Origin of the sequence: Arenibacter algicola (assembly GCF_000733925.1) — a bacterium.
Classification (GTDB): domain Bacteria; phylum Bacteroidota; class Bacteroidia; order Flavobacteriales; family Flavobacteriaceae; genus Arenibacter; species Arenibacter algicola.
The window spans coordinates 405,196-430,594 of sequence record NZ_JPOO01000003.1 but is presented as its reverse complement, the minus strand read 5'-3'; the positions used below and the strand labels follow the sequence as shown (position 1 = coordinate 430,594).

General features: G+C 39.6%; 21 protein-coding genes. 11 read left to right on the top strand and 10 right to left on the bottom strand.

The genetic code is table 11. The features are described 5' to 3' along the window. Positions 1–105 precede the first annotated feature (105 nt). The 8 genes from U735_RS0112025 to U735_RS0111990 all read right to left on the bottom strand — a co-directional run bounded on the left by U735_RS0112025 (position 106) and on the right by U735_RS0111990 (position 12,793). Positions 106–1,641, bottom strand: a complete 1,536-nt coding sequence (locus U735_RS0112025; protein ID WP_031444050.1) for a YifB family Mg chelatase-like AAA ATPase — start codon at positions 1,639–1,641, stop codon at positions 106–108. A 582-nt stretch (positions 1,642–2,223) separates the two neighbouring features. Further along, positions 2,224–4,620 carry a penicillin acylase family protein gene (locus U735_RS0112020; RefSeq protein ID WP_031444049.1) on the bottom strand — a complete coding sequence of 799 codons (2,397 nt, stop codon included), beginning with the start codon at positions 4,618–4,620 and terminating at the stop codon, positions 2,224–2,226. 91 nt (positions 4,621–4,711) lie between these two features. Then, on the bottom strand, positions 4,712–6,592 hold the full coding sequence (locus U735_RS0112015; RefSeq protein ID WP_034248456.1) for a CocE/NonD family hydrolase: 1,881 nt from the start codon (positions 6,590–6,592) through the stop codon (positions 4,712–4,714). Positions 6,593–6,706: 114 nt separating this feature from the next. Continuing rightward, positions 6,707–8,689: a protein-disulfide reductase DsbD family protein gene (locus U735_RS0112010; RefSeq protein ID WP_031444047.1), complete on the bottom strand. Its 1,983-nt coding sequence runs from the start codon at positions 8,687–8,689 to the stop codon at positions 6,707–6,709. Continuing rightward, complete coding sequence (gene tilS / locus U735_RS0112005; protein ID WP_031444046.1) at positions 8,689–9,993, bottom strand: tRNA lysidine(34) synthetase TilS; 1,305 nt, start codon at positions 9,991–9,993, stop codon at positions 8,689–8,691. Before tilS ends, U735_RS0112010 begins: the two co-directional genes overlap by 1 nt. 32 nt (positions 9,994–10,025) lie before the next feature. After that, on the bottom strand, positions 10,026–10,871 hold the full coding sequence (locus tag U735_RS0112000; RefSeq protein ID WP_034248454.1) for an alpha/beta hydrolase: 846 nt from the start codon (positions 10,869–10,871) through the stop codon (positions 10,026–10,028). 80 nt (positions 10,872–10,951) lie between these two features. Continuing rightward, entirely contained in the window at positions 10,952–12,253 is a 1,302-nt protein-coding gene (locus U735_RS0111995) for an anthranilate synthase component I family protein (protein ID WP_031444044.1), read from the bottom strand. Positions 12,254–12,259: 6 nt separating this feature from the next. Continuing rightward, positions 12,260–12,793: an NADPH-dependent FMN reductase gene (locus U735_RS0111990; protein ID WP_031444043.1), complete on the bottom strand. Its 534-nt coding sequence runs from the start codon at positions 12,791–12,793 to the stop codon at positions 12,260–12,262. A gap of 116 nt (positions 12,794–12,909) precedes the next feature. Here U735_RS0111990 and U735_RS0111985 point away from each other — a divergent pair, with 116 nt between their 5' ends. After that, complete coding sequence (locus tag U735_RS0111985) at positions 12,910–14,127, top strand: heparan-alpha-glucosaminide N-acetyltransferase domain-containing protein (RefSeq protein ID WP_232233257.1); 1,218 nt, start codon at positions 12,910–12,912, stop codon at positions 14,125–14,127. Between the two features lie 63 nt (positions 14,128–14,190). Beyond that, a complete protein-coding gene (locus U735_RS0111980) occupies positions 14,191–14,418 on the top strand; it encodes a CDGSH iron-sulfur domain-containing protein (protein ID WP_198036653.1) in 228 nt (75 codons plus the stop codon). A gap of 108 nt (positions 14,419–14,526) precedes the next feature. On the opposite strand, the gene lpdA is transcribed toward U735_RS0111980, so the two are convergent. Together lpdA and U735_RS0111970 are read right to left on the bottom strand one after the other, a co-directional pair. Further along, positions 14,527–15,933, bottom strand: a complete 1,407-nt coding sequence (gene lpdA / locus U735_RS0111975; RefSeq protein ID WP_031444040.1) for a dihydrolipoyl dehydrogenase — start codon at positions 15,931–15,933, stop codon at positions 14,527–14,529. A gap of 116 nt (positions 15,934–16,049) precedes the next feature. After that, positions 16,050–16,508, bottom strand: a complete 459-nt coding sequence (locus tag U735_RS0111970; RefSeq protein ID WP_031444039.1) for an Lrp/AsnC family transcriptional regulator — start codon at positions 16,506–16,508, stop codon at positions 16,050–16,052. A 156-nt stretch (positions 16,509–16,664) separates the two neighbouring features. On the opposite strand from U735_RS0111970, the gene U735_RS0111965 reads away from it, so the two are divergent. From U735_RS0111965 to U735_RS0111925, 9 genes are all read left to right on the top strand, one after another. After that, a complete protein-coding gene (locus U735_RS0111965; protein ID WP_031444038.1) occupies positions 16,665–17,885 on the top strand; it encodes an aminotransferase class I/II-fold pyridoxal phosphate-dependent enzyme in 1,221 nt (406 codons plus the stop codon). A gap of 61 nt (positions 17,886–17,946) precedes the next feature. Continuing rightward, positions 17,947–19,422 carry a Na+/H+ antiporter NhaC family protein gene (locus U735_RS0111960; protein ID WP_031444037.1) on the top strand — a complete coding sequence of 492 codons (1,476 nt, stop codon included), beginning with the start codon at positions 17,947–17,949 and terminating at the stop codon, positions 19,420–19,422. Between the two features lie 433 nt (positions 19,423–19,855). Continuing rightward, positions 19,856–20,500 carry a peroxiredoxin gene (locus tag U735_RS0111955; protein ID WP_031444036.1) on the top strand — a complete coding sequence of 215 codons (645 nt, stop codon included), beginning with the start codon at positions 19,856–19,858 and terminating at the stop codon, positions 20,498–20,500. Between the two features lie 75 nt (positions 20,501–20,575). Next, positions 20,576–20,890: a thioredoxin family protein gene (locus U735_RS0111950; protein ID WP_031444035.1), complete on the top strand. Its 315-nt coding sequence runs from the start codon at positions 20,576–20,578 to the stop codon at positions 20,888–20,890. Continuing rightward, positions 20,871–21,128, top strand: a complete 258-nt coding sequence (locus tag U735_RS0111945) for a DUF6952 family protein (protein ID WP_031444034.1) — start codon at positions 20,871–20,873, stop codon at positions 21,126–21,128. The genes U735_RS0111950 and U735_RS0111945 overlap by 20 nt, the downstream gene beginning before the upstream one ends. Before the next feature lie 184 nt (positions 21,129–21,312). Beyond that, positions 21,313–21,819 (top strand): thiol peroxidase, encoded by a 507-nt coding sequence (tpx, locus tag U735_RS0111940; protein ID WP_031444033.1) that lies wholly within the window; start codon positions 21,313–21,315, stop codon positions 21,817–21,819. Beyond that, on the top strand, positions 21,812–22,177 hold the full coding sequence (locus U735_RS0111935; protein WP_031444032.1) for a diacylglycerol kinase: 366 nt from the start codon (positions 21,812–21,814) through the stop codon (positions 22,175–22,177). The genes tpx and U735_RS0111935 overlap by 8 nt, the downstream gene beginning before the upstream one ends. Before the next feature lie 128 nt (positions 22,178–22,305). Further along, positions 22,306–24,687 carry an FtsK/SpoIIIE family DNA translocase gene (locus U735_RS0111930; RefSeq protein ID WP_031444031.1) on the top strand — a complete coding sequence of 794 codons (2,382 nt, stop codon included), beginning with the start codon at positions 22,306–22,308 and terminating at the stop codon, positions 24,685–24,687. Between the two features lie 30 nt (positions 24,688–24,717). Further along, on the top strand, positions 24,718–25,362 hold the full coding sequence (locus U735_RS0111925; RefSeq protein ID WP_031444030.1) for a LolA family protein: 645 nt from the start codon (positions 24,718–24,720) through the stop codon (positions 25,360–25,362). Positions 25,363–25,399: the final 37 nt, after the last annotated feature.

The window sequence follows — 25,399 nt, the reverse complement described above, 5'->3', positions numbered from 1 at the left end:
CCTCCCCTAACCTCTCCTAAGGAGGGGGATGAAAGGTAGTCAGAATTTGACTCTGACAAATGAAATACGAATTAGATAATTTGCATTAGTCCTTTTTACAATTTGTTACCCTAACCAGCCTTCGCGGTCAAGGCTACGGTATTGAATGGCTTCTCCGATATGGGATCCACTGACATCCGTGGCATTTTCCAGATCGGCGATGGTTCTGGCTACTTTTAGGATCCTATCGTAGGCCCTGGCAGAGAGATTTAAGCGTTCCATGGCATTTTTGAGCAATTCCTTGGAAGCATCGTCCATTATGCAATATTTCCTTATGTGTTTGGTGTTCATCTGGGCATTATAATGCACGTTCTCTATTTCCGCAAAGCGTTGGGTCTGTATTTCCCTGGCGGCCGTAACCCGCTTCCGTATTTCGACACTTCCCTCTCCTTTGCGTTCTTCTGACAGCTTTTCAAAGGGTACCGGAGTAACTTCTATGTGGATATCGATTCGGTCCAGCAGCGGCCCTGAAATCTTGCTTAAATAACGTTGCATCTCCGCTGGCGAGGAAGTCACTGGGGCATCGGGGTCGTTAAAATAACCTCCCGGGCTGGGATTCATACTGGCCACCAACATAAAACTACTGGGATATGTTACGGTAAAACGTGCTCTGGAGATCGTCACCTCACGGTCCTCCAAAGGTTGGCGCATTACCTCCAGTACTCCCCGTTTAAACTCGGGCAATTCATCCAAAAACAGGACTCCGTTATGGCTCAAGGATATTTCCCCAGGTTGGGGATAGGCCCCCCCGCCAACAAGGGCAACATCCGAAATAGTGTGATGGGGACTTCTAAATGGTCTTTGATTCATAAGGCCCATATTCTTTATTTTCCCTACTACAGAGTGAATTTTGGTGGTCTCCAAGGCTTCGTGCAAGGTCATGGGCGGCAAAATGGAAGGCAAGCGTTTGGCCAACATGGTCTTTCCAGCACCAGGGGGACCTATCAGAATAATATTATGTCCACCCGCAGCGGCGATTTCCATACAACGCTTTATGCTCTCCTGCCCCTTCACATCCGAAAAATCGAATTCAGGGAAATCCAAGCTTTTATAAAATTCTTCTTTGGTATCTATTATGGTTTGCTGCAAAGGGGTGCCCTTGTCAAAGAAATCCATCACTTCTTTAATATTGTCTATGCCATACACTTCCAAATCATCTACAATAGCGGCCTCCCTTGCATTTTCATTGGGTAAAATAAATCCCTTGAATCCTTCCTCCTTGGCTTTAATGGCTATGGGCAAGGCCCCCTTTATGGGCTGTAAACTCCCGTCCAAAGAAAGCTCTCCCATGATAATGTACTTTTCTATTGATTCCGATTTAATCTGATTGGAGGCGGCTAGAATTCCCAAAGCAAGGGTAAGGTCGTAGGCCGAACCTTCTTTGCGAAGATCGGCGGGTGCCATATTGATGGTGATTTTTTTTCCGGGAATTTTGTAGCCATTGTTCTGTAGTGCAGCGGCTATACGGTAATTACTCTCTTTTATAGCATTATCTGGCAAACCCACTAAATGGTAACCTATACCTTTGTCGATATTTACTTCTACGGTAATGGTAGTTGCCTCTACCCCAAAAACCGCGCTACCGTAAATCTTTGTAAGCATTTACTTGTTATTTGTCTTAAATGTAAACAAATAAAATAAATTTTGAGGGGTTGATAATGAGCTAAATTAGAGGAGATTATAATTAAAACAGTGGATTTGTAATTAGAACTGACCACAACCCATTTTTATAAACGGATTGCTAACCGGCCTACCCCTTCAATCTTGTCCTCTGTCGAAGTCACCTTTTTCTTTTCACGATAAGGAGCTTTCACTAGTTTTTAATTGGTAATTGTTCTATTTCCTATAGACCGTGGTAGCTTAGCAGCGTCGAAGCTATATTCAAAAAACTGGCCTTTTTATCACTGTCCAAATTAAGGTTACAGACGGGAGGGTTTTGAAAACCCAAATCTATGTAGCAATAACCAAAGTAATTGAACGGAATCAGGGTCCTAGAATTCCATAAGGTCTTACGGCAAGACAGGCTCGTTAGAAACATTAAACGTTCACTCTTGATCCTATTTCTGCCCACTGCGAACTGCCACTGTCAACTTTTTTTTGAACCTTGAACTTTGAACTTTGAACATGCCACTACCAACTGCTCACTGATAATTGCACCATCAAATAGCCACTGCAACAAATAAATCACTTTCTTGGTTCAAAGATCAGTAAGGACTTCTGGGTTTTAATGATTTCCTCCTTGTTCATCATCATTTTTCGAAATTTACCTTGAATGTACATTTCGGCCTGATCATCATAATGTTCACTGAAAGGATTTCCGGACTGACCTGTAGGTAGGATACTGGTGCTATTTTCAACATCGGAAAAATCGATTACCCGTCTTGTGGAAGGGCCTGAAGTAGCTGGGTATAAACCGGTGTCGTCATATTTGAAGTACATATTATTGATTACCTCCCTGGTTCCCGAAACAGGGTAAGGGCCCACATTAAAAAATGATCTAAGTACCTTGATCTGCCCTATGGGATGACCGTGTTCCAAAGTGTGTACCTTATCCCAAGTCCATTGGTACGGGTCTTCGCCAAAATCTTCCTCCAAAGACTGAAATGCTTGTCTAAACGAGAGGTTTACCCTATCATTTTTTGTTTCTACACTGTCAGGAGTGTTTACATCGTCCCACCAAACGGAAATATCTTTTGCAGCCATTGGGGCTATTAGTCGTTTGTGAAAATGGGTGTCCAACAATTGCTGGAACATCTGGGTTCCCAATTCGTCTTCGAACGTATTTTTCAGTAAGAAATAGATCCAACGGTGATAAACGGTAGGTTCTATTTGCTGTAATTGACTATTGCCATCCCAAACAATCATATTGTCCAAGACGCTAATCTGTGCCTCTGTCATTTCCTTTACTTCCATACTTTTAGCCAAATTGGTTACCACTTTGGCATTTACACCGGAAGTGGCATCCAACAACATTTCCTGTACGGCAACCCTGTCCCAATCATTTTTAGGTTCCAAAAGGGCTACTATCCTTTTGGCCCTATTCTCTGGCAAGTAATAACCGGGATAAAATTTTCCGTTAATGGAATCGGGCTGATTGTTGGCGGAATACACATAATTCCATGAGGGATTAATGGCCATAGGGTTTTCGGTAAAGTCCAGGTAACGAAGAGGCTCATCCTGTCCTGAACTACCGTCCAATATAAATTTGGTATTGGTACTATCCGGCATTTGGTATAGTTTAGCTGTTGCAAACCACCCCACATTGCCCACAGCATCCCCGTACATAATATTTAGGCCTGGGGCATGAATATCCGGTAGGGATTCTTTGAATTCCGATAAGTTCTGGGCATGGGACATGCCATAAAGGGCATCCATAACCTTATTTTCCAACTTGGTATAGATCCAGGACATGGCTATTGGGCGCTGGTCCATTACCTGGTCGGCTATTCCGTTGAGAATGGTACCATGATGGGATTTCTTAAAGGTGAAACTAACATCGTCCTCCCCTTTTACTTTTATAGTTTTGGAAACCAGCTCATAATTTTCCCACCCAGTAGAGGTTTTGTAGGAGTTGGGGTCATTTGGGTTTTCTTCTTCATAGTAAAAATCAATATCATCGTTCTCGAACATGGTAAGTCCGTAGGCCAATTTTCGGTCATGCCCCAATAAAGGAAATGGTACCCCTGCCAAGTGATAGCCATATTTTTCGTAGTTGGGTACATTTACATGGGCTTCATACCACACCGAGGGTTGGGCAAAACCAATATGTGGGTCATTGGCCAAGATAACCTTGCCATTTTTGGTCTTATTGGGAGCTATTACCCAACTATTGCTCCCTTCGAACTGAGGGACCGGAAAATCTTTTAACACCTCCGAAACTAAGCTGGCTATCTCATTTTTTATGGAATCGCGAATGCTGGGTTTAAAATTCTTGATCAATGTTTTTTTGGGGTCGGCGCCAATTTCCAAATCGGTTAGATAGGCAGGCCCTAATTTATTCTTAATATTCGTCAATAAGGGATCGGTTTTATGGGCCATGGCGAAACTAAAGGCCATATATCCAACGGTATTATAGATATCCTTTAGAGTAAATGGAGTTTTTTCCAAACTGGTAAGATGAAACTCGATAGGAGTTGGGCCTTCTGCTATAAATTGGTTGATCCCGTCCAAATATGCTTGGGAAAGCTGGACCATAGGGCTATCTTTTGAAGCTTTTTCCACCGTTTGTTGTGAAGCATCATCTATACCCAAGGACAGAAAGAATTTATCCGTTTTAAGCATGTCCTCACCAAAAACTTCCGAAAGCCCGCCTTTTGCAATCCTGCGAAGCAATTCCATTTGCCACAACCTGTCCTGCGCATGGACATACCCCAGAACTCTTAGGGCATCTTCTTCCTTTTTGGCATAAATATGTGGTATTCCATAGGTGTCAAAGTAAACTTCTACCTTATTATTTAATTTATCCGTTTCAATGTTGCCGACATATTCCGGCGTATGGGTGTAAACATAAACGGCACTACTCAAGGCCAAGATTGCGATAATGCCCAAAACTATCCAGAGCAGCTTCTTAAATACTTTCACACTTATAGGTTTTAGTTTAAAGGTATGGCAATTTAGAATATAAAAAAAGTACTCCTAAGGGTACTTTTAATTTCTTAAAGTGATAATGCTTTTATGGTTTAAGGATGGTAAATTCTATTAATGAAGTGTTGTACACGCGATGTGTTTGTTTTTGAAAGTCTTCAGGTTTAGCCTTAAATATATTATCTACATAGGTTTGAGGATTGATATCTATATAGGGAAACATGGTACTTTGGACCTGTACCTGTATTTTATGGCCCTTTTTAAAAGTATGGAAAACATCCTGTAATTGAATGTTTACCTTAGTTGCCTCATCCGGAACAAAAGGTTCGGGTTTTGAAAAATCATTTCTAAATCGGCCACGCATTACTTCACTTCGGACCATTTGATGGTAGTTGCCCATTTTTAAGTACGCCTGGGTCTCTTCATAATCCTTATGGTCCGCAGGATAAACGTCAATAACCTTGACGATCCAATCCGCATCCGTACCAGTGGTGGAAACGTTAAGCTTCGCCATAATATCACCGGCAAGGGTAAGTGGCTCATCCAAGGGTTCGGTTTCAAATACTAAAACATCGGGTCTACGGGCTGCAAAGCGCTGATCATCGGTCATGAACTTACGAGGGGTAAAGACCATTTTTATATCTTCGGAATAAGGAACAGGTTTATTGGGGTCGCTTATAAATTCCTGAAATGAGTATTCCCGGGTCGCAATTTGTCCCAAACGTTGATTGCGCTGTAGGGAATAGGTTTCCTTAGCTGTATTTTTGGGAGGCCAGGCATCAAAAGTTTTCCATTCCTTGGTACCCGTATCAAAAACATAGGCTTCGGGCAAATTGCTGGTTGCCCCCTCTCCTTTTAGGAAGTGATTGAAAAATTTAGTTTCAATATTTTCCTGATAGAATTTTGAGATATCATCCCCAAAGTAGACATTGCCAATGGCTTGGCGCTTTGTTTCCTTGGACCAATCGCCGTGGCTCCATGGACCCATTACAATAGTGTTGTAATTAGAGCTGTTCTTTTCTATATGCCCATAGGTATTTAAGGGGCCATAAAGGTCTTCGGCATCAAACCAGCCTCCTACGGTCATTACCGCCGGTTTAATATTTTCCAGATGTTGGATTATGCCTCGTTGCTGCCAGAATTCATCGTAATTCGGGTGTTCCTTAAGCTGTTGCCAAAAAACATTGTCCTCTTTGTAATATTGGTCCAAGTTGGACAAGGGACCGGCATCCAAGAAAAACTGGTATTGGTCTTCCGTGCCCAGTTCGGGGAAGGAATACCATTCTTCGGTGGTAGGTTGGTCTTTCATATAGCCAAATACGGCTGTAGCTCTCCAGTAGCTCAATAAATAGGCGCCGTTATGATGAAAATCGTCAAAGAAGAAATCCCCGATTGGGGCTTGGGGAGAAACGGCCTTAAGTGCCGGATGGGCATCCAATAAAGAATATGTGGCATAAAATCCGGGATAGGAAATTCCCCAAACACCTACATTGCCATTGTGGTTGTCAACGTTGTTTATTAACCATTCTATGGTGTCGTAAGTGTCGGAAGCCTCATCTACCTCCCCTTCCTTTTTATTGGGAATAAAGGCCCTCATATTGTCATAGACGCCTTCACTGTTCCATCTGCCCCGAACATCTTGGTATACTATGATATTTCCCTCTTTCATCATTTTTCTATTGGGAGATATCAAGGCCTTATATTGATTGGAACCATAAGGCCGGGAACTATAAGGCGTTCTGGACATTAGAATGGGATACTTCTTGGAAGTGTCCTTTGGGGAATAAATGGTGGTGTGTAATTTTATCCCGTCCCGCATGGGAATAACGACCTCTTTTTTGTTGTAAAAATCCCTGGGGTTGTACGTGTCGACTATTCCGGTATTGGTTTTGTTGGTGGTGGTCTGAATTCCCGTTCTTCCACAGGAAATTAGGACGATGGCCAATAAGAGGATTAAAATTTTGTTCATAGCGTTGGAATTTGCTTTTACTGTATATGTAGAATACTAAACCTAGTTACTAGAAATGTTTTCCATTAAAATATTTATTAGAAGAAAACATCTCAAAGTCATCATAATGTTGGCTTATTTTAACAGCCCCAATTGCTTAAAATTACTCACCCCTTTTTTTAACCATTCCTTATAGGTATCCCGATCTGTATATTGCACGGCAGTATTTAAAATTTCCAGATCAGGGGACATTATTACATAGTATGGTTGCGAGGCGGCATTAAAGTTCAACGTCTGGAAAGTACCCCATTTTTCACCCACGGTATTGATTTTTTTTACGCGTCCGGATTCGTATTTAAAATCGAACTGTTCTTCGACAGGTAGTTCCTTTCGGTCATCTATGTAGAGCGATATCAAAACGTATTCCTCCTTGAGGATAGGATAAATATCCGGCTCGCTCCAGACCGTTTCCTCCATTTTCCTGCAATTTACACAGGCCCAGCCTGTAAAATCCAACAATACCGGTTTGTTTAGCTGTTTGGCATGGGCAATGCCTTTGTCAAAATCCTTAAAACAATCTATCCCCAAAGGACAATCGCTTTCTGTTTCGAAAATGCTATAAAAATGGGGTGGCGGAAAACCGCTCAATAATTTTAAATCAGTAATTTTTGACAGGCCCATTATTAGATATACAGCGAAAGCAGTGCTGAGGACTGCCGTAAGCTTCCTTCCAGTGGACAATCGTTGTTTTGGTCCGTCATGCGGAAATTTCAATATTCCAAATAGGTAAAGGGAAAGCAAGACAAATAATAATATCCAGATCCCCAAGAAAATTTCCCGTTTAAAAATTCCCCAGTTCCCCACCAAATCCGCATTGGACAAAAATTTAAAAGCCAAGACCAACTCCAAGAACCCAAGGGTCACTTTCACCGTAGTCATCCATCCCCCTGATTTGGGAAGGGAATTTAGCCAGGTAGGGAATAATGCGAAAAGGCCAAAGGGCAACGCCAGGGCCACTCCAAATCCAGTCATTCCCATGGACAGGTTGGTAGCAACATCCCCTTCTGCCAAAGCAGTACTACCCAACAATCCTCCTAAAATGGGACCGGTACAGGAAAAGGACACTATGGCCAAAGTAACTGCCATAAAAAAGATTCCGAAAGCGCCTCCCACCTTAGAGGAGGCCGAGTCCATTTTATTGGCCCAAGAACTAGGCAGTGTCAATTCATAATATCCGAAAAAAGAGAAGGCGAAAAATATAAAAATGAGAAAGAAAAATAGGTTTAACCAAACATTGGTAGCAATGGTATTCAATATTTGTGAATCCACGGAATCGAACAAATGAAAGGGTAAACTCAATAGAAAATAAATCAATACTATAAAAAACCCATAAAGCAATGCATTTGCAATGCCTTTGGATCTGTTGGCTCCTTGCTTGGTGAAAAAGGATACTGTTAATGGTATCATCGGAAATACACAGGGGGTAAGTAAGGCAATTAAGCCACCCAAAAAGCCTAACACGAAAATGGTCCACAGACCGGATTTTTCGTTCACAGCATTTTCATCGCCGTTGACCAACAATTCCTTGTTTTTTAAATCCAGCATTAAGGCAGCACTCATATCCAGGCTGCGCTGGTCCACATGCTGTTCCGCAACAACTATTTCCTCTCCGGTCAGGGAAATATGGAATATTTCATCTTTTGGGATGCAGACTTCCTTACATATTTGGTAGAACAAATCCACGGTAATCTGATTTACCTCCGGATTCAATAATTTTATTCTTTGGGTAAAGACAGCCTTTTCCTTGAAGAAAGTTTCATCCACCTCAAAAATATCGGAGTATTCAACAAGGGTTTCGCTTTCTGCTGTGGTTCCTACCAGCTCATAGTCCTCACCTGCTTTTTCAAAGGTAAATTCGCTGGGCAAGGAGCCATTTTCATCCGTAAATTGGGAATAGATGTGCCATCCTTCATATATATCGGCCTTAAAGATCAGATTGTATTCGGTATCCGTTATTTTTTCAGCTTCATAGGTCCATATGGCCGGATTGTCATCCGACTGGGAAAACCCCAAGAAAAAACTGAACACCATTAAAATCAATCCCGATATATGTTTCATTATTCTAAAATAATCTTTAAAATTTCTTTAGTCCTATCCGTAATTTTATAACGGTCGTCGGAACGTTTTCCTATGATCCAGACAGTATTATCGCCAGAACACAACAACCATTGGTTTTCCTTGGCAAAAATATCCATCTTCTCGTCTTTGAAATATTTGGATATTTTTTTCTTGCCGGACATTCCAAGGGGGTAAAAATAATCTCCTTTTTGGCATTTACGGACTGTTAAAGGGTACTTTAACGTTTCTTTATCTACATAAATTATGTTTGAAGAGGTCTCCTTTATGGCTTCAACAATGTTAAATTTTAGGGAAATAGGTTCTGATACCGCCTCTTGTTCCTCTTCAATATTAAAAACCCCAGAGTTTTTAAGTGCTATTGGTTTTAATAACAAAAAGTCCCTGTCCTTCAGTAACCTATGGGTATTGGAGTGCACTTCTTTTCCGCTGTTGGCACTTAGAAGTCCATAAATGTCATCCCATTGTGTAAATCCATATTCCCGAAAGAAATGAAAAAGATATGCTTTGGTAGGTTTAAGGGCCAATAGTGAGGTTGCCTTTACCTTTTCCACCTTCCCCTCTTTTGAAAAAAGTTGCTTTCTTAATTGGACTATATGTTGATTTGATATTTCTTGGGTCTGCCCTAGGTATTCCTGGGTTTTTAAAAAATTTTCCAGAAAATTAGGATTGAGCTCCTTTAGCTTCGGAATAATATTATGTCTAATGTTATTCCTTAAGTATTTGGTATTCTCATTACTGGCATCCTCCCTCCAATAAATGGCGTTTGCTTCCGCATATGTTTTGATCTCGGTTCGGGAAAATTGTAACAAGGGTCTGGAGATGGTATCGGTAAGCGATGGTATTCCGGTGAGCCCTTCAATTCCCGTTCCCCTTGAGAGGTTGATAAGGAAAGTTTCCAAACTGTCGTCGGCGTGATGGGCCGTGACAAGGGTTTTAATATGATGCGTTGTCATTATTTGTGAAAACCAATTATACCGGAGTTCCCGGGCAGCAATTTGCAAGTTGGTTTTATGTTGGGCCATATACCCTTGGGTATCAAAACTGGTCACAAAAATTTCCTTGCCCAGATAGATAGCCAATTTCCTGACCAGTTCTTCATCCTTTTCACTTTCCGCACCGCGCAATTTGAAGTTGCAATGCGCTATTGAAAAATCCAACTCGTAGGAAGCAGATAAATGAGCCAGAACAACACTGTCTACACCTCCACTACAGGCCAATAAAAATTTACCTTCTTTTAGATGGGGAAAGTGCAGGTCTATGTGATTCCTAAAGTTTTCTAACACACGGCTAATTTACATAAGAAAAATGATAGCAACTACTTTAGTGTATAGAAGAGGTCCAAGCGGTACCTTAACCAAATGCCGATCATATCCAAAGTATTTTTACTTCCAACGTCCTTGTGTAATTCGTGATAGCCACCTTCTATTAAATGCAGTTCGGTAGAATTGGAGTTGTTGTGTAATTTTTCGGTAGCCCTATAATCTATAATTTTATCTCCGGTGCCGTGCAGTATAAGGGTTTTGGTCCTTAGCTTGTCGGCATTCTGTATAGCCCACTCCCCTGCTTCCATTATAGGAAAAGAGTACATGGGGCTTACTCTATCATGAACCAAAGGGTCTGCAATGTACTTCTCCACCTCTTGATCTATTCTGGAGATATGTTGGGGATTTAGGCCAGATGACATTGTAATGGAAGGAATTATTTTCAACATAAGCTTGCCCAAGATCATTTTCCATTTAGGGGGTGCGAACGCCAATTTAAGATAGGGACTTGTCGCCACAATGCCCGCCAAATCCGATTTTATTCTAAGGTCGTAGTTTAACACTAAATTTCCCCCCATACTGTGTCCATAAAGGAATATAGGCTTATTGGGATTTAGTAATCTTGCTTTTGCAATAATATTGTCCAATAATTCCAATAATGAGGAATAACTTGGGCAATGTCCCCTTTTTCCACCCGATTTACCATGACCTATATTGTCATAACAAAAGACAGCCAAATTTTCCTCCAAAAGTCTTGGGATCACGCCTTCCATATAGCGGTCCGAATGTTCGCCAAATCCATGGACCAAGACAATGCTCCCTCTAACTATCTTGGGTCTGGCATACCATGCATTAATAGGGATGTTCTTATATTGAAGATCAAGCATTCTTACATCCATAGTTTTAAATATAGAATATTAGGTATACCTAGATTTATAAACGCTTAAGGTAGATTGAAAATTGATTATAACCAAATGACCTATAAATTTTCAAGCACTTGTCTCATGGCCTTGGCCTTAAGGAGGCATTCCTCATATTCCTTTTCTGGAATTGCCATGGCAGTTATGGCACTTCCTACGGAAAATGAAACATATTGGGCAGTATGGTTATAGAGAATACTTCGGATGACAACGTTAAAATCGAAATCGTTTTCCGGGGTAAAGTAACCCACAGTCCCGGAATAGAGTCCTCTTTTGGAAGCTTCCAGCTCCTCTATGATCCGCATGGCAGACACTTTTGGAGCCCCGGTCATACTGCCCATGGGAAATGTTTCCTTGATAATATCCACCGGATCTTTGGTATTGGAAACCTCGGCGGTTACAGTGGAGATCATTTGGTGCACCTGATCAAAGGAATATACCTTACAAAGCTCTTCAACTTCAACAGAACCTTTCAAAGCACTTTTGGATAGATCGTTCCTTACCAAATCTACGATCATAATATTTTCTGCTCTTTCCTTTTCGTCCTTTTCCAAAGCTTTTACCAAAAGTTGGTCCTCGATTGGGTTAGAAGAGCGTTTTGCAGTGCCCTTAATAGGCTGGGATATAACCTTGTTGCCCAATTTTCTAATGTAACGCTCCGGGGATGAGGATAATAGATATTTATCGTTTATTTTTAAAAAGGCTGAAAATGGAGCCCTGGTTATGGAATTCAGTTTTAGATAAGTTTTTAAAGCATCTATTTCTGTATTTTCCGCATAAAATTCCTGGCAGAAGTTGGCTTCATAGATATCCCCTCTATGGATATGGTTCAGCATTCTATTTACGCGACTAAAATATTCGTCCTTAAATATTCTAAGTTTAATTTTGATATCGGATTTATTTCCCAATTCCGGGGCAAATGGTGTGGGTGCTACAAGAATGTTCTTGAAATCTTCTTCAATTTCGTCCGCCACCATATTAAGGTAATGGAAGGTAACTGTTGTACCCTCTATTTCTATTAGTTTTTTGGGTTGAAAAAAATATAGTGCAGGAAAATTCAAACTATCTGCATTGGAAGAAGAAAGTAGTTCCGTATCATTTTTTAGGTCATAGGACAGGTAGCCAAAAATCCAATCTTTGGTATTGGATTGGTAGTTACTTAAATCTTCAAAGGCGTTTTGGGTATCCGTTACAATAGACGTAAGTGCATCCACGGCTATCATACCATCAAATGAGCTGTACTTGCTTTTATGCCCGTTGCTGTCCAGCCAAACAACCTCATAATATTGTTGGGACCAATTTAGTAGGGATTGCTTAAAACTTACAATGTCCGGAACTGTAAATGAAACCTTTTTTCGCAAAGACTTTTAAATTTGTGATAAGAATATTTCCAAAGCTTTTTTATGGCCTTCGGCAAGCTCAGGGTCGGTTATACCCTTCGCCTTGTCAAAGGTATGTTTAAAGGATGGTAAAGAAAAGGTAGCTGTAATTTCGCCCCCAAACCGATTTAAAATTCCCTTAACTACCTCTAAAGAGCCAATAGCTCCCCTTCTGCCTCCAGAACAGGACATTAACAAAATCTTTGTGTCCGCCAAGAAATTCCTATCCACTCGGGATAACCAATCCAACACGTTCTTAAAATAGGCGGAAGGATTGCTGTTGTGTTCGTTTACGGAAATAATCAGGGCATTGGCTTTGACTATTTTATCTTTTAGCTCTTTTAGTAAATCAGAATATCCTTCTTCCCTTTCCAAATCCTCACTAAAGACAGGAAAATTATAGTCCACCATATTTATAAGCTCAATCTCATGATGCGTAATAAGGGATGTGGTATATTTTACCAATTTATAATTGATGGAGGTGCTGGAATTGCTTCCGGCAAAGGCCAGTATATGGGACATCTTGATTATTTTAATGTTTACACAACGAAAATACCGTAAAATAGATTGAATTGCGAGGAAATTGCATAATTTTGCACGCGAAAACATCCAAAGCCACTGTTTTACAAGTATATAGGATGTATACAAAAGTTAATATGGGGAATAACAACCTGAGATTGTATTTTATTGATGCTATGAGGGCATGGGCCATCCTTATGATGTTACAGGGACATTTCGTGGATGGATTGCTGGACAATGCATTTAGGGATAATTCCAATGGGGTTTATTCTGTTTGGAAATATTTCAGAGGGGTTACCGCACCAGTCTTTTTTACGGTTTCCGGATTCATATTTACTTACCTCCTAATTAAAGGTAATGAGATTGGTTTTAATAACCCAAGGGTAAAAAAAGGAATTAAAAGGGGATTACAGTTATTGGCCATAGGCTACTTGCTTAGATTAAACTTTTTTGGATTGTTAAAGGGCCAGATTTATGGTTCTTTTTATTTGGTAGATGTTCTACATTGTATAGGTCTTTCTATTTTGGGAATTATTGGTATTTATCTTCTTACCATTTCTAGAAATAAATATTTGTTTCCTGGTGTATTATTGGCCACTACCATAGTATTATTTGTACTGGAACCCAATTATAAACAATATGCCCATCATTATCTGCCAGAGATGATGGCCAATTATCTGACCAAGGCCAACGGGTCTGTGTTCACAATAATACCATGGTTCGGGTATGCTTCTATTGGGGCCTTTATGTCCGTACTATTCAATAGATTCAGGAATTTTAAATATTTATATCCTGCTGCCATTGCCAGTTTTATTATTGTAGGTATTGGTCTATTGTTTTATTCTTCGGGCTTCTTTTTAAAGTTATATAACTGGACCGGAATGCTTGTATTTTCCAAAGTTTATTTTAATAACTATCTGTTCATACGGTTGGGGGATGTCTCTTTGGTATTTGCCGTATTTATGCTGTTTAGAAAATTAATGAGCCATAGTAGTGTACTTAAGATAGGACAAAGTACCCTATCTATCTATGTGATCCATTATATTATTTTGTACGGAAGTTTTACAGGTTTGGGGCTATACTATTTCTTGAACCACAGCCTGTCCCCTACTATTGTAATTCCTGGGGCCTTGGCCTTTATGGTGATCACCACAATGTTGGCGCTACAATATGAAAGGAACAAAGTTTATATAAAATTGCAATTGTCATCAGCTGTTAGGTTGGTTCAGCAAAAGGGAGAGGCCTGGTTGAACGAGGAAGGTCAGCCCTTGCTAAAAGCCTTTGTCCTTAAATCCAAGCTAACTTTGATTCGCTTATTTAGAATGGTAAAAAATTAGATGTTATATCTTTTTGCTATTTGAGTTTCGCTTATTTTCGCACAAAAAATATAAATGAGCGAGATGAACAATAAATTTTCACCAATTGCGGTGGAATTGGAGAAGGATAAAAAATACAAGTGGTGTACTTGTAGCCATAGCAAGGTTCAACCTTTTTGTGATGGTTCCCACAAGGCCGAAAATGCTACGCCCCCTTTAATTTTTGAAGCTGTAGAAGACAAAAGGGCCCATTTGTGTACCTGTAAGTTAACCAAAAACCCACCTTATTGCGACGGTACCCATAAGTTATAAATACAATTTGTGTCCCAATAAGCAATATTTAAGGAATTAGTAATAATAGAAGAGCCCTGTTAGATTTTGTCTAACGGGGCTCTTCTATTACCAACTTGTTTTTATTATCTAAACATGTAGGGCTCTATTGTCGGTTGCCGCCAAAGCCGCCTCTTTCACAGCCTCTGCAAAGGTTGGGTGTGCGTGGCTCATTCTGGAGATATCCTCGGCGGATGCCCTAAACTCCATTGCTGTAACTGCCTCGGCAATTAAATCGGCCATTCTGGCTCCGATCATATGTACTCCCAAAACTTCATCGGTTTCTTTATCTGCCAATATTTTAACAAAACCATCCAAATCCATACTGGCCCTAGCCCGTCCCAAAGCGCGCATTGGAAACTGCCCTACCTTATAGGCTACTCCGGCCTCCTTAAGTTGCTCTTCGGTTTTTCCTACCGCTGCAACTTCGGGCCAGGTATATACCACACCAGGAATTAAGTTGTAATCTATATGTGGTTTTTGTCCGGCTAAAATTTCAGCTACAAAGGTTCCCTCTTCTTCGGCCTTATGAGCCAACATGGCTCCCCTTACCACATCACCTAGGGCATAAATATTGGATACATTGGTCTGTAAATGGTCATTTACGGCAATGGTACCGTTCTTTTCCAGTTTAACTCCGGAAGCTTCAATGTTCAATCCATCTGTATAAGGCTTCCTTCCAACAGAAACCAAACAATAGTCTCCTTTAAAAGTTATCTCTTCGCCTTTTTTATCCTCCGCTATAACAATTACTTCCTTGCCTTTGGCCTCTACCGATTTAACTTTATGGGATAGATTAAATTTTACCTTTTGCTTCTTCATTACTTTCAATAATTCTTTTGAAAGTGCTCCATCCATTCCAGGAATAATACGGTCCATGAATTCGATTACCGTTACCTCTGCCCCCAATCTTTTGTAGACCTGTCCCAATTCCAATCCTATTACGCCACCGCCAATGACTATAAGGTGTTTGGGTATTTCCTTCAGTTTTAGGGCTTCTGTTGAAGTTATAACGCGCTCCTTGTCCAATTTGATAAAGGGAAGGCTAGATGGCTTGGATCCTGTGGCAATAATTATGTTTTTTGCCTCAATGGTCTCTGTTTTGCCGTCGTTCTTTTTAATATTGATGTGGGTTGCATCCTTAAAACTCCCAAGGCCTTCGTAAACCTCAATTTTATTCTTGTCCATAAGGAACTTTACCCCGGCACAGGTCTGGTCTACCACTGCCTGTTTCCTTCCGATCATTTTCTCTAGGTTGATCTTGATTTCCCCAGGAATTTCAATTCCGTGATCTTCAAAATGCTTTACCGCATCTTCGTAATGGTGGGAAGAGTCCAACAAAGCTTTGGAAGGAATACATCCTACATTAAGGCATGTTCCGCCCAAAGTTGAATATTTTTCTATTATAGCAGTTTTCATTCCTAACTGGGCACAACGGATTGCTGCAACATATCCACCAGGACCTGAGCCTATAATGGCTACATCGTATTGGGTCATATTATTATTGTATTGAAAAGATTAGTTTCATTAATGTGAATACAAAAATACGAATGTTTTATTGTTGGGCAACATTCATACTAGATGGGATATTAACGTATTATGTACTGTTTTTGTTAAATAAATACTTCCGTAGTGCTTTTTACTTCATTGATGACGAAGGAACTTTGAGTACTTCCAATGTGGTTTATGGCCGTGAGTTTGGTAATCATGAACTCTCTATACTCTTCCATATCCGCCACGTATATTTTAAGGATATAATCATAATCCCCACTGGTGTGATAACATTCCGCAACCTCATTTAATTTAAGTACTTCCCGCTCAAATTGAAGTACATATTCCTTAATATGTTGTACCAATTTCACATGGCAAAATACCGTAAAGGCCTTATTTACCTTTTTTTTGTCAACCAGGGCCACATAATTGGTAATTACTCCCAGTTTCTCCAGCCTCTTTATTCGTTCATATACCGCGGTAACGGATAAATTTAAGTGCAGGGCATATTCTTTGGTAGTCCTTTTACTGTCATTTTGTAGTAATCCCAAAAGTTTGGTATCGATTTCATCAAATTTCATGGTGATATATTTTCTACAGTCAAGTTTAATTTTACTAACTCATGTAATTAAAATCTAAATATTGATAAAAATATAGTTTTATATTCTAAGATAGTTGTAAATGGTTGATTAATTACTGTATTAACTTTAATTTTATAGAAAATTAAATATGTTATTATGGATTTTAAGGCAGCTGATGATTTACAGGATTTACAATATTTTGGAGAATATGGGGGTGTTAATCCCTCTATATCCGACTCTTCCACCTATACTTTTTTATCGGCAAAAACCATGTTCGATACTTTTGAGGGAAATACAGAAGGATGTTATCTTTACAGTAGGCACTCCTCCCCTTCCAACTTATATTTGGGAGAAGCTTTGGCCGCTTTGGAAGGAACGGAAACGGCCAATGTAACTGCGAGCGGTATGGGGGCCATAAGTGCTGTAATTCTACAATTGTGCAATGCTGGAGACCATATTGTTAGTAGTAGGACCATCTATGGGGGTACCTATGCCCTTATGAAGAATTTTCTAAAGAAATTCAATATTGGGATTTCCTTTGTGGATACTACTAATTTGGATGCAGTGGCCAAGTCCATTACCCCAAAAACCAAAATGCTCTATTGCGAGTCGGTAAGTAACCCATTATTGGAAGTGGCCGATTTACAGGCACTTTCCAAACTTGCTAAAAAACATGACATCCCCTTGGTGGTCGACAATACTTTTTCGCCCCTATCCATTTCCCCAGCAAAATTGGGAGCCGATATTGTTATCCACAGTTTAACAAAGTTTATAAATGGCACAAGTGATTGCGTAGCTGGGGCGGTCTGCGGTACCAAAGAATTTTGTTTGGGCCTCAAGGATGTAAATAACGGAGCGGGGATGTTATTGGGCAGTACTTTGGATAGTCTAAGGGCATCTTCTATATTGAAAAATATGAGAACCCTTCATATAAGGATGAAGAAACATAGTGAGAATGCGATGTACCTGTCCAAAAATTTTGAAAAGGACGGATTGCGGGTAGTATATCCTGGATTAAAATCGCATGTGGGTCACGAGGTGATGAAAAAGCAATACAACATGGAATATGGCTTTGGTGGGCTATTGACTTTGGACGTGGGGTCTCTGGAGAAGGCCAATGCCCTAATGGAATTAATGCAAAAAAAACATTTGGGATATTTAGCGGTTAGCTTGGGCTTTTACAAAACCTTGTTTAGTGCGCCTGGAACATCCACCTCTTCGGAAATTCCAATGGAGGAGCAAATTGAGATGGGACTGTCCAACGGTTTAATTCGGTTTTCCATAGGGTTGGATGACCATATTGATAGGACCTATATGGCCATGAAGGACTGTCTGATTAAATTGGATATTATTAAATCTATAAGTACTAAGGTGTAATATTGGGTTTGCAGAAGAGATATCAAAATCGTAATATTACGAAGAAACAAATAGCTTCTAAATGCAGAACCTGAGTACCAATCCCGCTGGACCCGAAAATGAACATATAGTAGAAAACAAGGAATTGAATATTTGGGAAGCCCTTATCCCAGTAGTTCTTTTGATGATGATGTTGGCCTATAACATTTTCTATGCTGACGGAGAATGGTTCGGGGAATATTCCAATCAGATTATTTTATTATTGGGAGGTGCCATAAGTGCCATTGTAGGGTTCTTTAATAAAACTTCCATAAAAACTATGGGACTAGAAGTTTTGGAAAACCTTAAAAGCGTTCTTGTCCCCATTATGATTTTGTTTCTGGTGGGGGCATTGGCGGGTACTTGGTTGGTGAGTGGCGTTATCCCTGCCATGGTATATTACGGTCTACAAGTTTTGAATCCCTCCATTTTTTTACCGGCTTCGGTTGTAATTGCTGCAATTATTTCTGTGGCTACAGGTAGCTCCTGGACTACCTCTGCTACAGTGGGGATAGCTCTTGTTGGAATTGGAACTGCCTTGGGCATTTATCCTGGCATGATAGCTGGTGCTGTGATTTCAGGGGCCTATTTCGGGGATAAGATGTCTCCCTTGAGCGATACTACCAATTTGGCCCCGGCCATGGCAGGGACAGACCTATTTACACATATTAAATACATGACTATAACCACGGTCCCTACAATTTTAATAACATTGACGGTTTTTGCTGTGATAAGTTTGAATATAGAGACTTCAGGGAGCGCAGATGTAAGTGCGCTCTTGGTTACTATTAATGATACCTTTAATATAAACCCATATTTGTTTATTGTCCCCGGCGTTGTTATTGCGCTAATACTTTTAAAAACCAAACCATTGATTGCACTGGGTTCAGGGGTAGCCTTGGCTGGGGTATTTGCCCTATTTTTTCAGACAGAGGTATTAAAAACCCTATCGGATTCCAACGTAACGGCAATTTTCAACGCTATTTTTACTGATACTGCCATAGTCACGGAAAACGAAAAGTTGAACGATCTGTTCAGCGCCGGGGGTATGCAAGGTATGATATGGACCATATTGCTTATATGCTGTGCTATGGTATTTGGGGGTATTATGGACGGCATTGGGGCATTGGCCAGAATTACAAAATCGTTATTGTCCATTGCAAGTTCCGTTTTTGGATTGTTTGCCAGTACTGTAATGAGCTGTATTGGTCTAAACGCTATAGCCAGTGATCAATACCTGGCTATTGTTATCCCTGGTAAAATGTTTAAGAAAGCCTTTCAGGATAAGGGTCTGGCCCCAGAAAATTTGAGTAGGACGCTAGAAGATTCTGGAACGGTAACTTCGGTATTGATTCCGTGGAATACCTGTGGAGCTTATCAGTCAGGGGTATTGGGCGTTGGGGTTGCCGAATATTTTGTATATGCCATATTCAATTGGTTGAGTCCTTTTACGACCCTCTTCTTTGCGGCCTTGCACTTAAAGATAAGACAGCTTAAGACATCCAAGGTGGCTGGTTAATAATCGTCAGTAATTATTTCTTAATTAGATTTGTGTGATGCATGCAATTATCTTGGCTTTTGCTAAATAACATGCCCATTTACCTATTGCGATTCCTCGATTTCCCCCTTTACTATTACTATATATCAAGATATTTCAATAAAAATAAAAACCAACTTCCGTAAGAGGCAAAGTGGGTTGTTTTTTAACAAATCAAATTATTATTAAGTCAATTAATTTATTCAAAAACGAACTTGATAATTTTAACCTATTTGTATTGTGGAATAAAGAAATTAAGGGTGTAAATTTTTCCAACTTCACAAGTAAATATAGTTTTCGGCATAGGTATATACAATAGTTATATTGGCATAAGTTTTTTAAATCCATATTAGCAGAAACCCCTATAATTAGATGTAATTTTACGTCAGAAATTAATTGTATAAATTTTATAAATATGACTTTAGTAGGTAAAAAATTTCCAAACCTAAGCGTAAATGCAATGAACGATTTAGGCGATACTTTCAAATTGAATGTATTGGAAGAGGCTCAAAAAAATAATAAGAAAGTTATCTTATTCTGGTACCCAAAAGATTTCACTTTTGTTTGTCCAACAGAATTACATGCTTTTCAAGCTGCTTTGGGTGAATTTGAAAAAAGGAACACACTGGTTATCGGAGCTTCTTGTGACACTGCCGAAGTTCATTTTGCATGGTTGAATACGGCTAAGGATAATGGAGGAATTGAAGGGGTTACCTACCCTATTCTTGCAGATAGCAACAGAAACCTAGCCTCCACTTTGGGTATATTGGATATCACCAATGAGCAGTATAATGAGGAAACAGGTGTTGTTATGGTAGATGGCGATAATGTAACTTACAGAGCTACCTATTTAATAGATGAGGAAGGTACTGTGTTCCATGAAGGAATAAATCATATGCCTTTGGGTAGAAATGTAAATGAGTATTTGCGTTTGATCGATGCATATACCCACGTTCAACAAAAAGGAGAAGTTTGTCCTGCCAATTGGGAAGAAGGTAAAGATGCCATGACTGCGGATAGAAATGGTGTGGCCAATTATTTGTCCGCACACGCAAACTAAATTCAAGAATTAAATATAAGGGGTCAATTGATATTTTGAATTGACTCCTTTTTTATAAAATTAAACTTAGAATTTATGATAGTAGAATTGGAAAATGATAATCTGAAAGAGATTATTGATCAAAATAAAAATGTGGTTGTTCAATATTCGGCTACTTGGTGTGGCAACTGTAGAATAATGAAGCCAAAGTTCAAAAAGGAAGCCTCCGTTAATGAGGATATCACCTTTGTTCTTGCAGATGCAGAGAAATTTCCTGAATCCAGAAAGTTGGCCAATGTGGACAACCTTCCCACTTTTGCCATTTTTAGCGATGGCGAATTCAAGAATCAGGTACAGACCAATAAGTATGAAGTTTTAAAGGAATTGATCAGTGAAGTTACCAGTAATTAAACATCTTACCGGCTTTATAGCGGAAAACGATGAGGATTATGTATTGGAAACAATAGAAACCTTGGAGTCCATTACCGAAGTCTCTTCATTAAAGGATGAGGAATTGGATGTTATTGGTGAACTGATTTCCAATCTGTACGGAGCCTTGGAGGTACAAAAATCCATAAAGGAAGGTAAGCCCCAAAAAGAGGCTTTGAACGAATTTATGCAAAGGGTCGTTGGTTCTATAGACAAATAATTGGTGTAGGATTCAAATCCCAATAAAGGCAAATACCTCTATTTTTATGTTACTACATAGGATAGGGGTATTTTAATTATTTATGTAATTAAGCAAGTCTAATTATTGTCCTACTTTTTATCCTATATTCCTTATTTATCAAGCATATATTTTTTATTTTCACGCAAAATTTAAAAAATTAATTATGGCTACAGTAACACTTAAAGGAAATCCTATAAACACTATTGGCGCACTACCTGAACCAGGAAGTAAAGCCCCTGGATTTTCTTTGACCAAGGGAGATTTGTCCAATATACAATTGGACGATTACAAAGGTGCAAAAGTGGTATTAAATATTTTTCCCAGTGTAGATACTGGAACATGTGCACAATCTGTAAGACAATTTAATAAGGAAGCTACCGAATTGAAAAACACTAAGGTCTTATGTGTTTCCAAAGACCTTCCCTTTGCCCAAGGTCGTTTTTGTGGTGCAGAAGGAATAGCAAACGTGGAAATGTTGTCCGATTTCAGGGACGGTAACTTCGGAAAGGCCTTTGGTTTGGAATTTGTTGACGGTCCATTAAAATCCCTGCACTCCAGAGCGGTGGTGGTATTGGATGAAGAAGGAAAGGTTATCTATACGGAGCAGGTTGGGGAAATCGTTGATGAGCCCAATTACAAGGCGGCCTTAGAAGTATTGATGGATGCCTAAGGAAAGCTTTTTGGTGAATCGCATTAAGAGCGTAGGTTTCGCAATAAAGGGAGCTTTACTCTTAATAAGAACGGAATCCAGTATCAAGATTCAGGTTTTTATTACTTTGGTGATGACTGCTGCTGGATTCTATTTTGAAATTTCCAATACCGAATGGATTCTTCAAATTTTGGCTATTGGATTGGTCCTGGGAATAGAGGGGTTAAACACAGCCGTGGAGAAAATAGCAGATTTTGTGCAACCCGAATTTGATGAAAAAATCGGGTTTATTAAGGATGTCTCTGCCGGTGCCGTTATGTTGGTATCCATTGCTGCATCCATTATTGGCCTTATCATCTATATTCCCAAAATCTTTTAAAGACTATTAGTTTTTCCAGAATCCCAATCTAGCTTGTACAGAGTTTCCGTAAAATGCTATTTCAATAGGAAAAGTTCTGATGAGTTCATAAGTAAATTTGTAATTTAGCCACCAGAATTTAAGATTTAATGGCAAAAAAGGTAAAAAAACCAAAGTCAACACCCAATAAAAAAGGCTTTTCCTTAAAATTATCGCAACAGAACAAAATAATTTTTGGGGGGTTGTTAATGCTTTTAAGTATTGCCTTATTCTTTTCCTTTGTCTCCTTTTATTTTACCTGGCAGGAAGATCAAAGCTTGCTGACAGAATTTGCAAACAGGAATGAACAGGCCAGAAATTTATTGAATAAATTTGGAGCCAACGTAAGTCATTTTGTGCTCTATAAAGGATTTGGCGTTTCTTCCATCATATTTACCTTTTTACTATTTATAACGGGGCTGTACCTATTTTTGAGCATGCAGAAACAAGGGCTGCTTCGTAAATGGATATGGGGCTTGGTTTTTATAATTTGGTTCTCCGTTGCCCTTGGCTTCTTTGCGTCGGGACAACCGTTGTTGGGCGGTATGGTTGGGTACGAGATGAACGATTTTCTACAAGATTATGGAGGGAAAGTTGGAGTCTTTCTCTTACTACTTTTTGGTCTGATAGTTATTTTGGTAAGGTTGTTCCAATTTTCCCCGGACAAGGCAGTTGCCTATTTAAACGATAAAGGAAAATCTTTGGCTAACGAATTTAAAAATGGTAAGTCGGTCAAGGTTGATGACAGCGACAGGGAGAACGATATTTTATATACCAAGGAAAAGGAAGAAACCCCCGTGGTAATAGATACCTACACCCATAAGAAAGATATTCCCGTTTTGGCAAAAGAAGATGATGAGGAGGAATTTGAAGTAAAGGTGGGTGTAGAAGAGGATACTATTGCCATGGAAGTGGAAAAAATCAAAGAAGAGAAAGAGGAGTCCGACAATATTTCCGACAAGTTGGTGGAGGATTTTGGTGAATTTGACCCTACCCTGGAATTGGGCAATTTTAAATTCCCTCCATTGGATCTTTTGGATCAGCATGGTGCCAGCGGTGGCATTACCATTAACCAGGAGGAACTGGAAGAAAATAAGAATAAAATTGTTGAGACCTTAAAGAACTATAAGATTGGTATAGCACAGATTAAGGCTACTATTGGACCAACGGTTACGCTATATGAGATTGTACCTGATGCAGGGGTGCGAATTTCAAAAATCAAAAACCTTGAGGATGATATTGCCCTGTCCTTGGCGGCACTTGGCATAAGGATTATAGCTCCTATACCTGGAAAGGGAACCATTGGTATAGAAGTGCCCAATAAAAATGCCACCATCGTATCCATGCGTTCCGTTATTGCCTCCAGTAAATTTCAGAAGGCAGAAATGCAGTTGCCCATTGCCTTTGGAAAAACCATTAGCAATGAAACCTTTGTGGTAGATTTGGCTAAAATGCCCCATTTGCTGATGGCAGGGGCTACCGGGCAAGGGAAATCTGTTGGTCTAAATGCAGTATTGACCTCTTTGCTCTATAAGAAGCATCCTGCAGAGGTGAAGTTTGTTCTTATAGACCCCAAAAAGGTAGAACTTACGTTGTTCAATAAGATTGAAAGACATTATCTGGCCAAATTACCGGATTCTGAGGAGGCTATTATTACGGATAACAATAAGGTAATCAATACCTTAAATTCGCTTTGTATTGAAATGGACAACCGTTACGAGTTGTTAAAGGTGGCCATGGTTCGTAATATCAAGGAATACAACGCCAAGTTCAAGGCGCGTAAACTGAACCCTAATGACGGACACATGTTCTTGCCTTATATTGTATTGGTAATTGATGAGTTTGCAGATCTTATTATGACCGCGGGTAAGGAAGTGGAAACCCCTATTGCCAGATTGGCACAGTTGGCCAGGGCTATTGGGATACACTTGATCATTGCAACCCAAAGACCTTCGGTTAACGTAATTACAGGGATCATAAAAGCCAACTTCCCGGCTAGGATAGCTTTTAGGGTTACCTCAAAAATAGATTCAAGAACCATTCTGGATACCCAGGGGGCCGATCAATTGATAGGACGTGGGGATATGTTGTTTACACAGGGAAATGATGTTACCAGAATTCAATGTGCCTTTGTTGACACGCCGGAGGTTGCTAAGATTACTGAATTTATTGGTTCCCAAAGGGCCTATCCAGATGCGCATCTACTTCCTGAATACTTGGGAAATGATGATTCTGGCACAAGTATTGATTATAATATTTCCGATCGGGATGCCATGTTTAGGGAAGCAGCCGAAGTTATTGTAATTGCCCAACAGGGTTCGGCCTCCTTGATACAACGCAAGTTGAAATTGGGATACAATAGGGCCGGGAGAATTATAGATCAGTTGGAAGCAGCAGGTATTGTTGGTCCTTTTGAAGGTAGCAAGGCTCGTCAGGTCCTAGTACCTGATATTTATGCCTTGGATCAACTATTGAGCAATGAAAGTGCATAGGTGACATGTTAAAAATTTAAATGGAAGAAAATGAAAATTAAATTATCTATTATATTATTGGTATTATCTACTTCAATATCTATGGCCCAAAACTCGGCAAAGGCCAAAACTTTGTTGGATGAAGTGTATAATAAAGTAAAAAGTTATGACAATATTTTTGTAGACTTTAAATACAGTCTCAATAACGAGGAGGCCAATATAAATACAGAAACGAGAGGGGATGTAACCATGCAGGGAGATAAGTATTTATTCAATTATTTGGGTTCCAAGCAAATGTATGACGGTAAAAAGGTATATACCGTTGTTCCAGAAAATGAAGAGGTGACCATTGAAGAGAAATTGGATGATGAAAACACCATTACACCATCTAAAATGCTTACATTTTACAAGCAGGGGCATAACTATGACTGGGACATTTTGCAAAATATCCAGGGAAGAAAAATACAGTTTGTGAAGTTGACACCAATTGATACCAACTCAGAAATCAAATCTATTTTGTTGGGCATAGATGTGGAGACCAAACATATCTACAAGCTTATTGAAACGGGAAAAAACGGTACAAAAACGACGATTACTGTTAATTCTTTTAAAATAGACCAGCCCTTGTCCAAAACCTTATTTACTTTTGACGAGAACAAGTATAAAAATGATGGGTATTACATCATAAGAAATTAGACATTGAGAATTCTAGACCGATATATATTATCGAGGT

Coding starts and splice junctions, on each gene's coding strand:
- lpdA (WP_031444040.1), bottom strand. CDS start 15,933: ATGACCCAATACGATGTAGCCATTATAGGCTCAGGTCCTGGTGGATAT.
- U735_RS0111935 (WP_031444032.1), top strand. CDS start 21,812: ATGCCTAAGGAAAGCTTTTTGGTGAATCGCATTAAGAGCGTAGGTTTC.
- U735_RS0112015 (WP_034248456.1), bottom strand. CDS start 6,592: ATGAACAAAATTTTAATCCTCTTATTGGCCATCGTCCTAATTTCCTGT.
- U735_RS0111930 (WP_031444031.1), top strand. CDS start 22,306: ATGGCAAAAAAGGTAAAAAAACCAAAGTCAACACCCAATAAAAAAGGC.
- U735_RS0111985 (WP_232233257.1), top strand. CDS start 12,910: ATGTATACAAAAGTTAATATGGGGAATAACAACCTGAGATTGTATTTT.
- U735_RS0111990 (WP_031444043.1), bottom strand. CDS start 12,793: ATGTCCCATATACTGGCCTTTGCCGGAAGCAATTCCAGCACCTCCATC.
- U735_RS0111925 (WP_031444030.1), top strand. CDS start 24,718: ATGAAAATTAAATTATCTATTATATTATTGGTATTATCTACTTCAATA.
- U735_RS0112010 (WP_031444047.1), bottom strand. CDS start 8,689: ATGAAACATATATCGGGATTGATTTTAATGGTGTTCAGTTTTTTCTTG.
- U735_RS0112000 (WP_034248454.1), bottom strand. CDS start 10,871: ATGGATGTAAGAATGCTTGATCTTCAATATAAGAACATCCCTATTAAT.
- U735_RS0111965 (WP_031444038.1), top strand. CDS start 16,665: ATGGATTTTAAGGCAGCTGATGATTTACAGGATTTACAATATTTTGGA.
- U735_RS0111970 (WP_031444039.1), bottom strand. CDS start 16,508: ATGAAATTTGATGAAATCGATACCAAACTTTTGGGATTACTACAAAAT.
- U735_RS0111950 (WP_031444035.1), top strand. CDS start 20,576: ATGATAGTAGAATTGGAAAATGATAATCTGAAAGAGATTATTGATCAA.
- U735_RS0112025 (WP_031444050.1), bottom strand. CDS start 1,641: ATGCTTACAAAGATTTACGGTAGCGCGGTTTTTGGGGTAGAGGCAACT.
- U735_RS0111980 (WP_198036653.1), top strand. CDS start 14,191: ATGAACAATAAATTTTCACCAATTGCGGTGGAATTGGAGAAGGATAAA.
- tpx (WP_031444033.1), top strand. CDS start 21,313: ATGGCTACAGTAACACTTAAAGGAAATCCTATAAACACTATTGGCGCA.
- U735_RS0111955 (WP_031444036.1), top strand. CDS start 19,856: ATGACTTTAGTAGGTAAAAAATTTCCAAACCTAAGCGTAAATGCAATG.
- U735_RS0111960 (WP_031444037.1), top strand. CDS start 17,947: ATGCAGAACCTGAGTACCAATCCCGCTGGACCCGAAAATGAACATATA.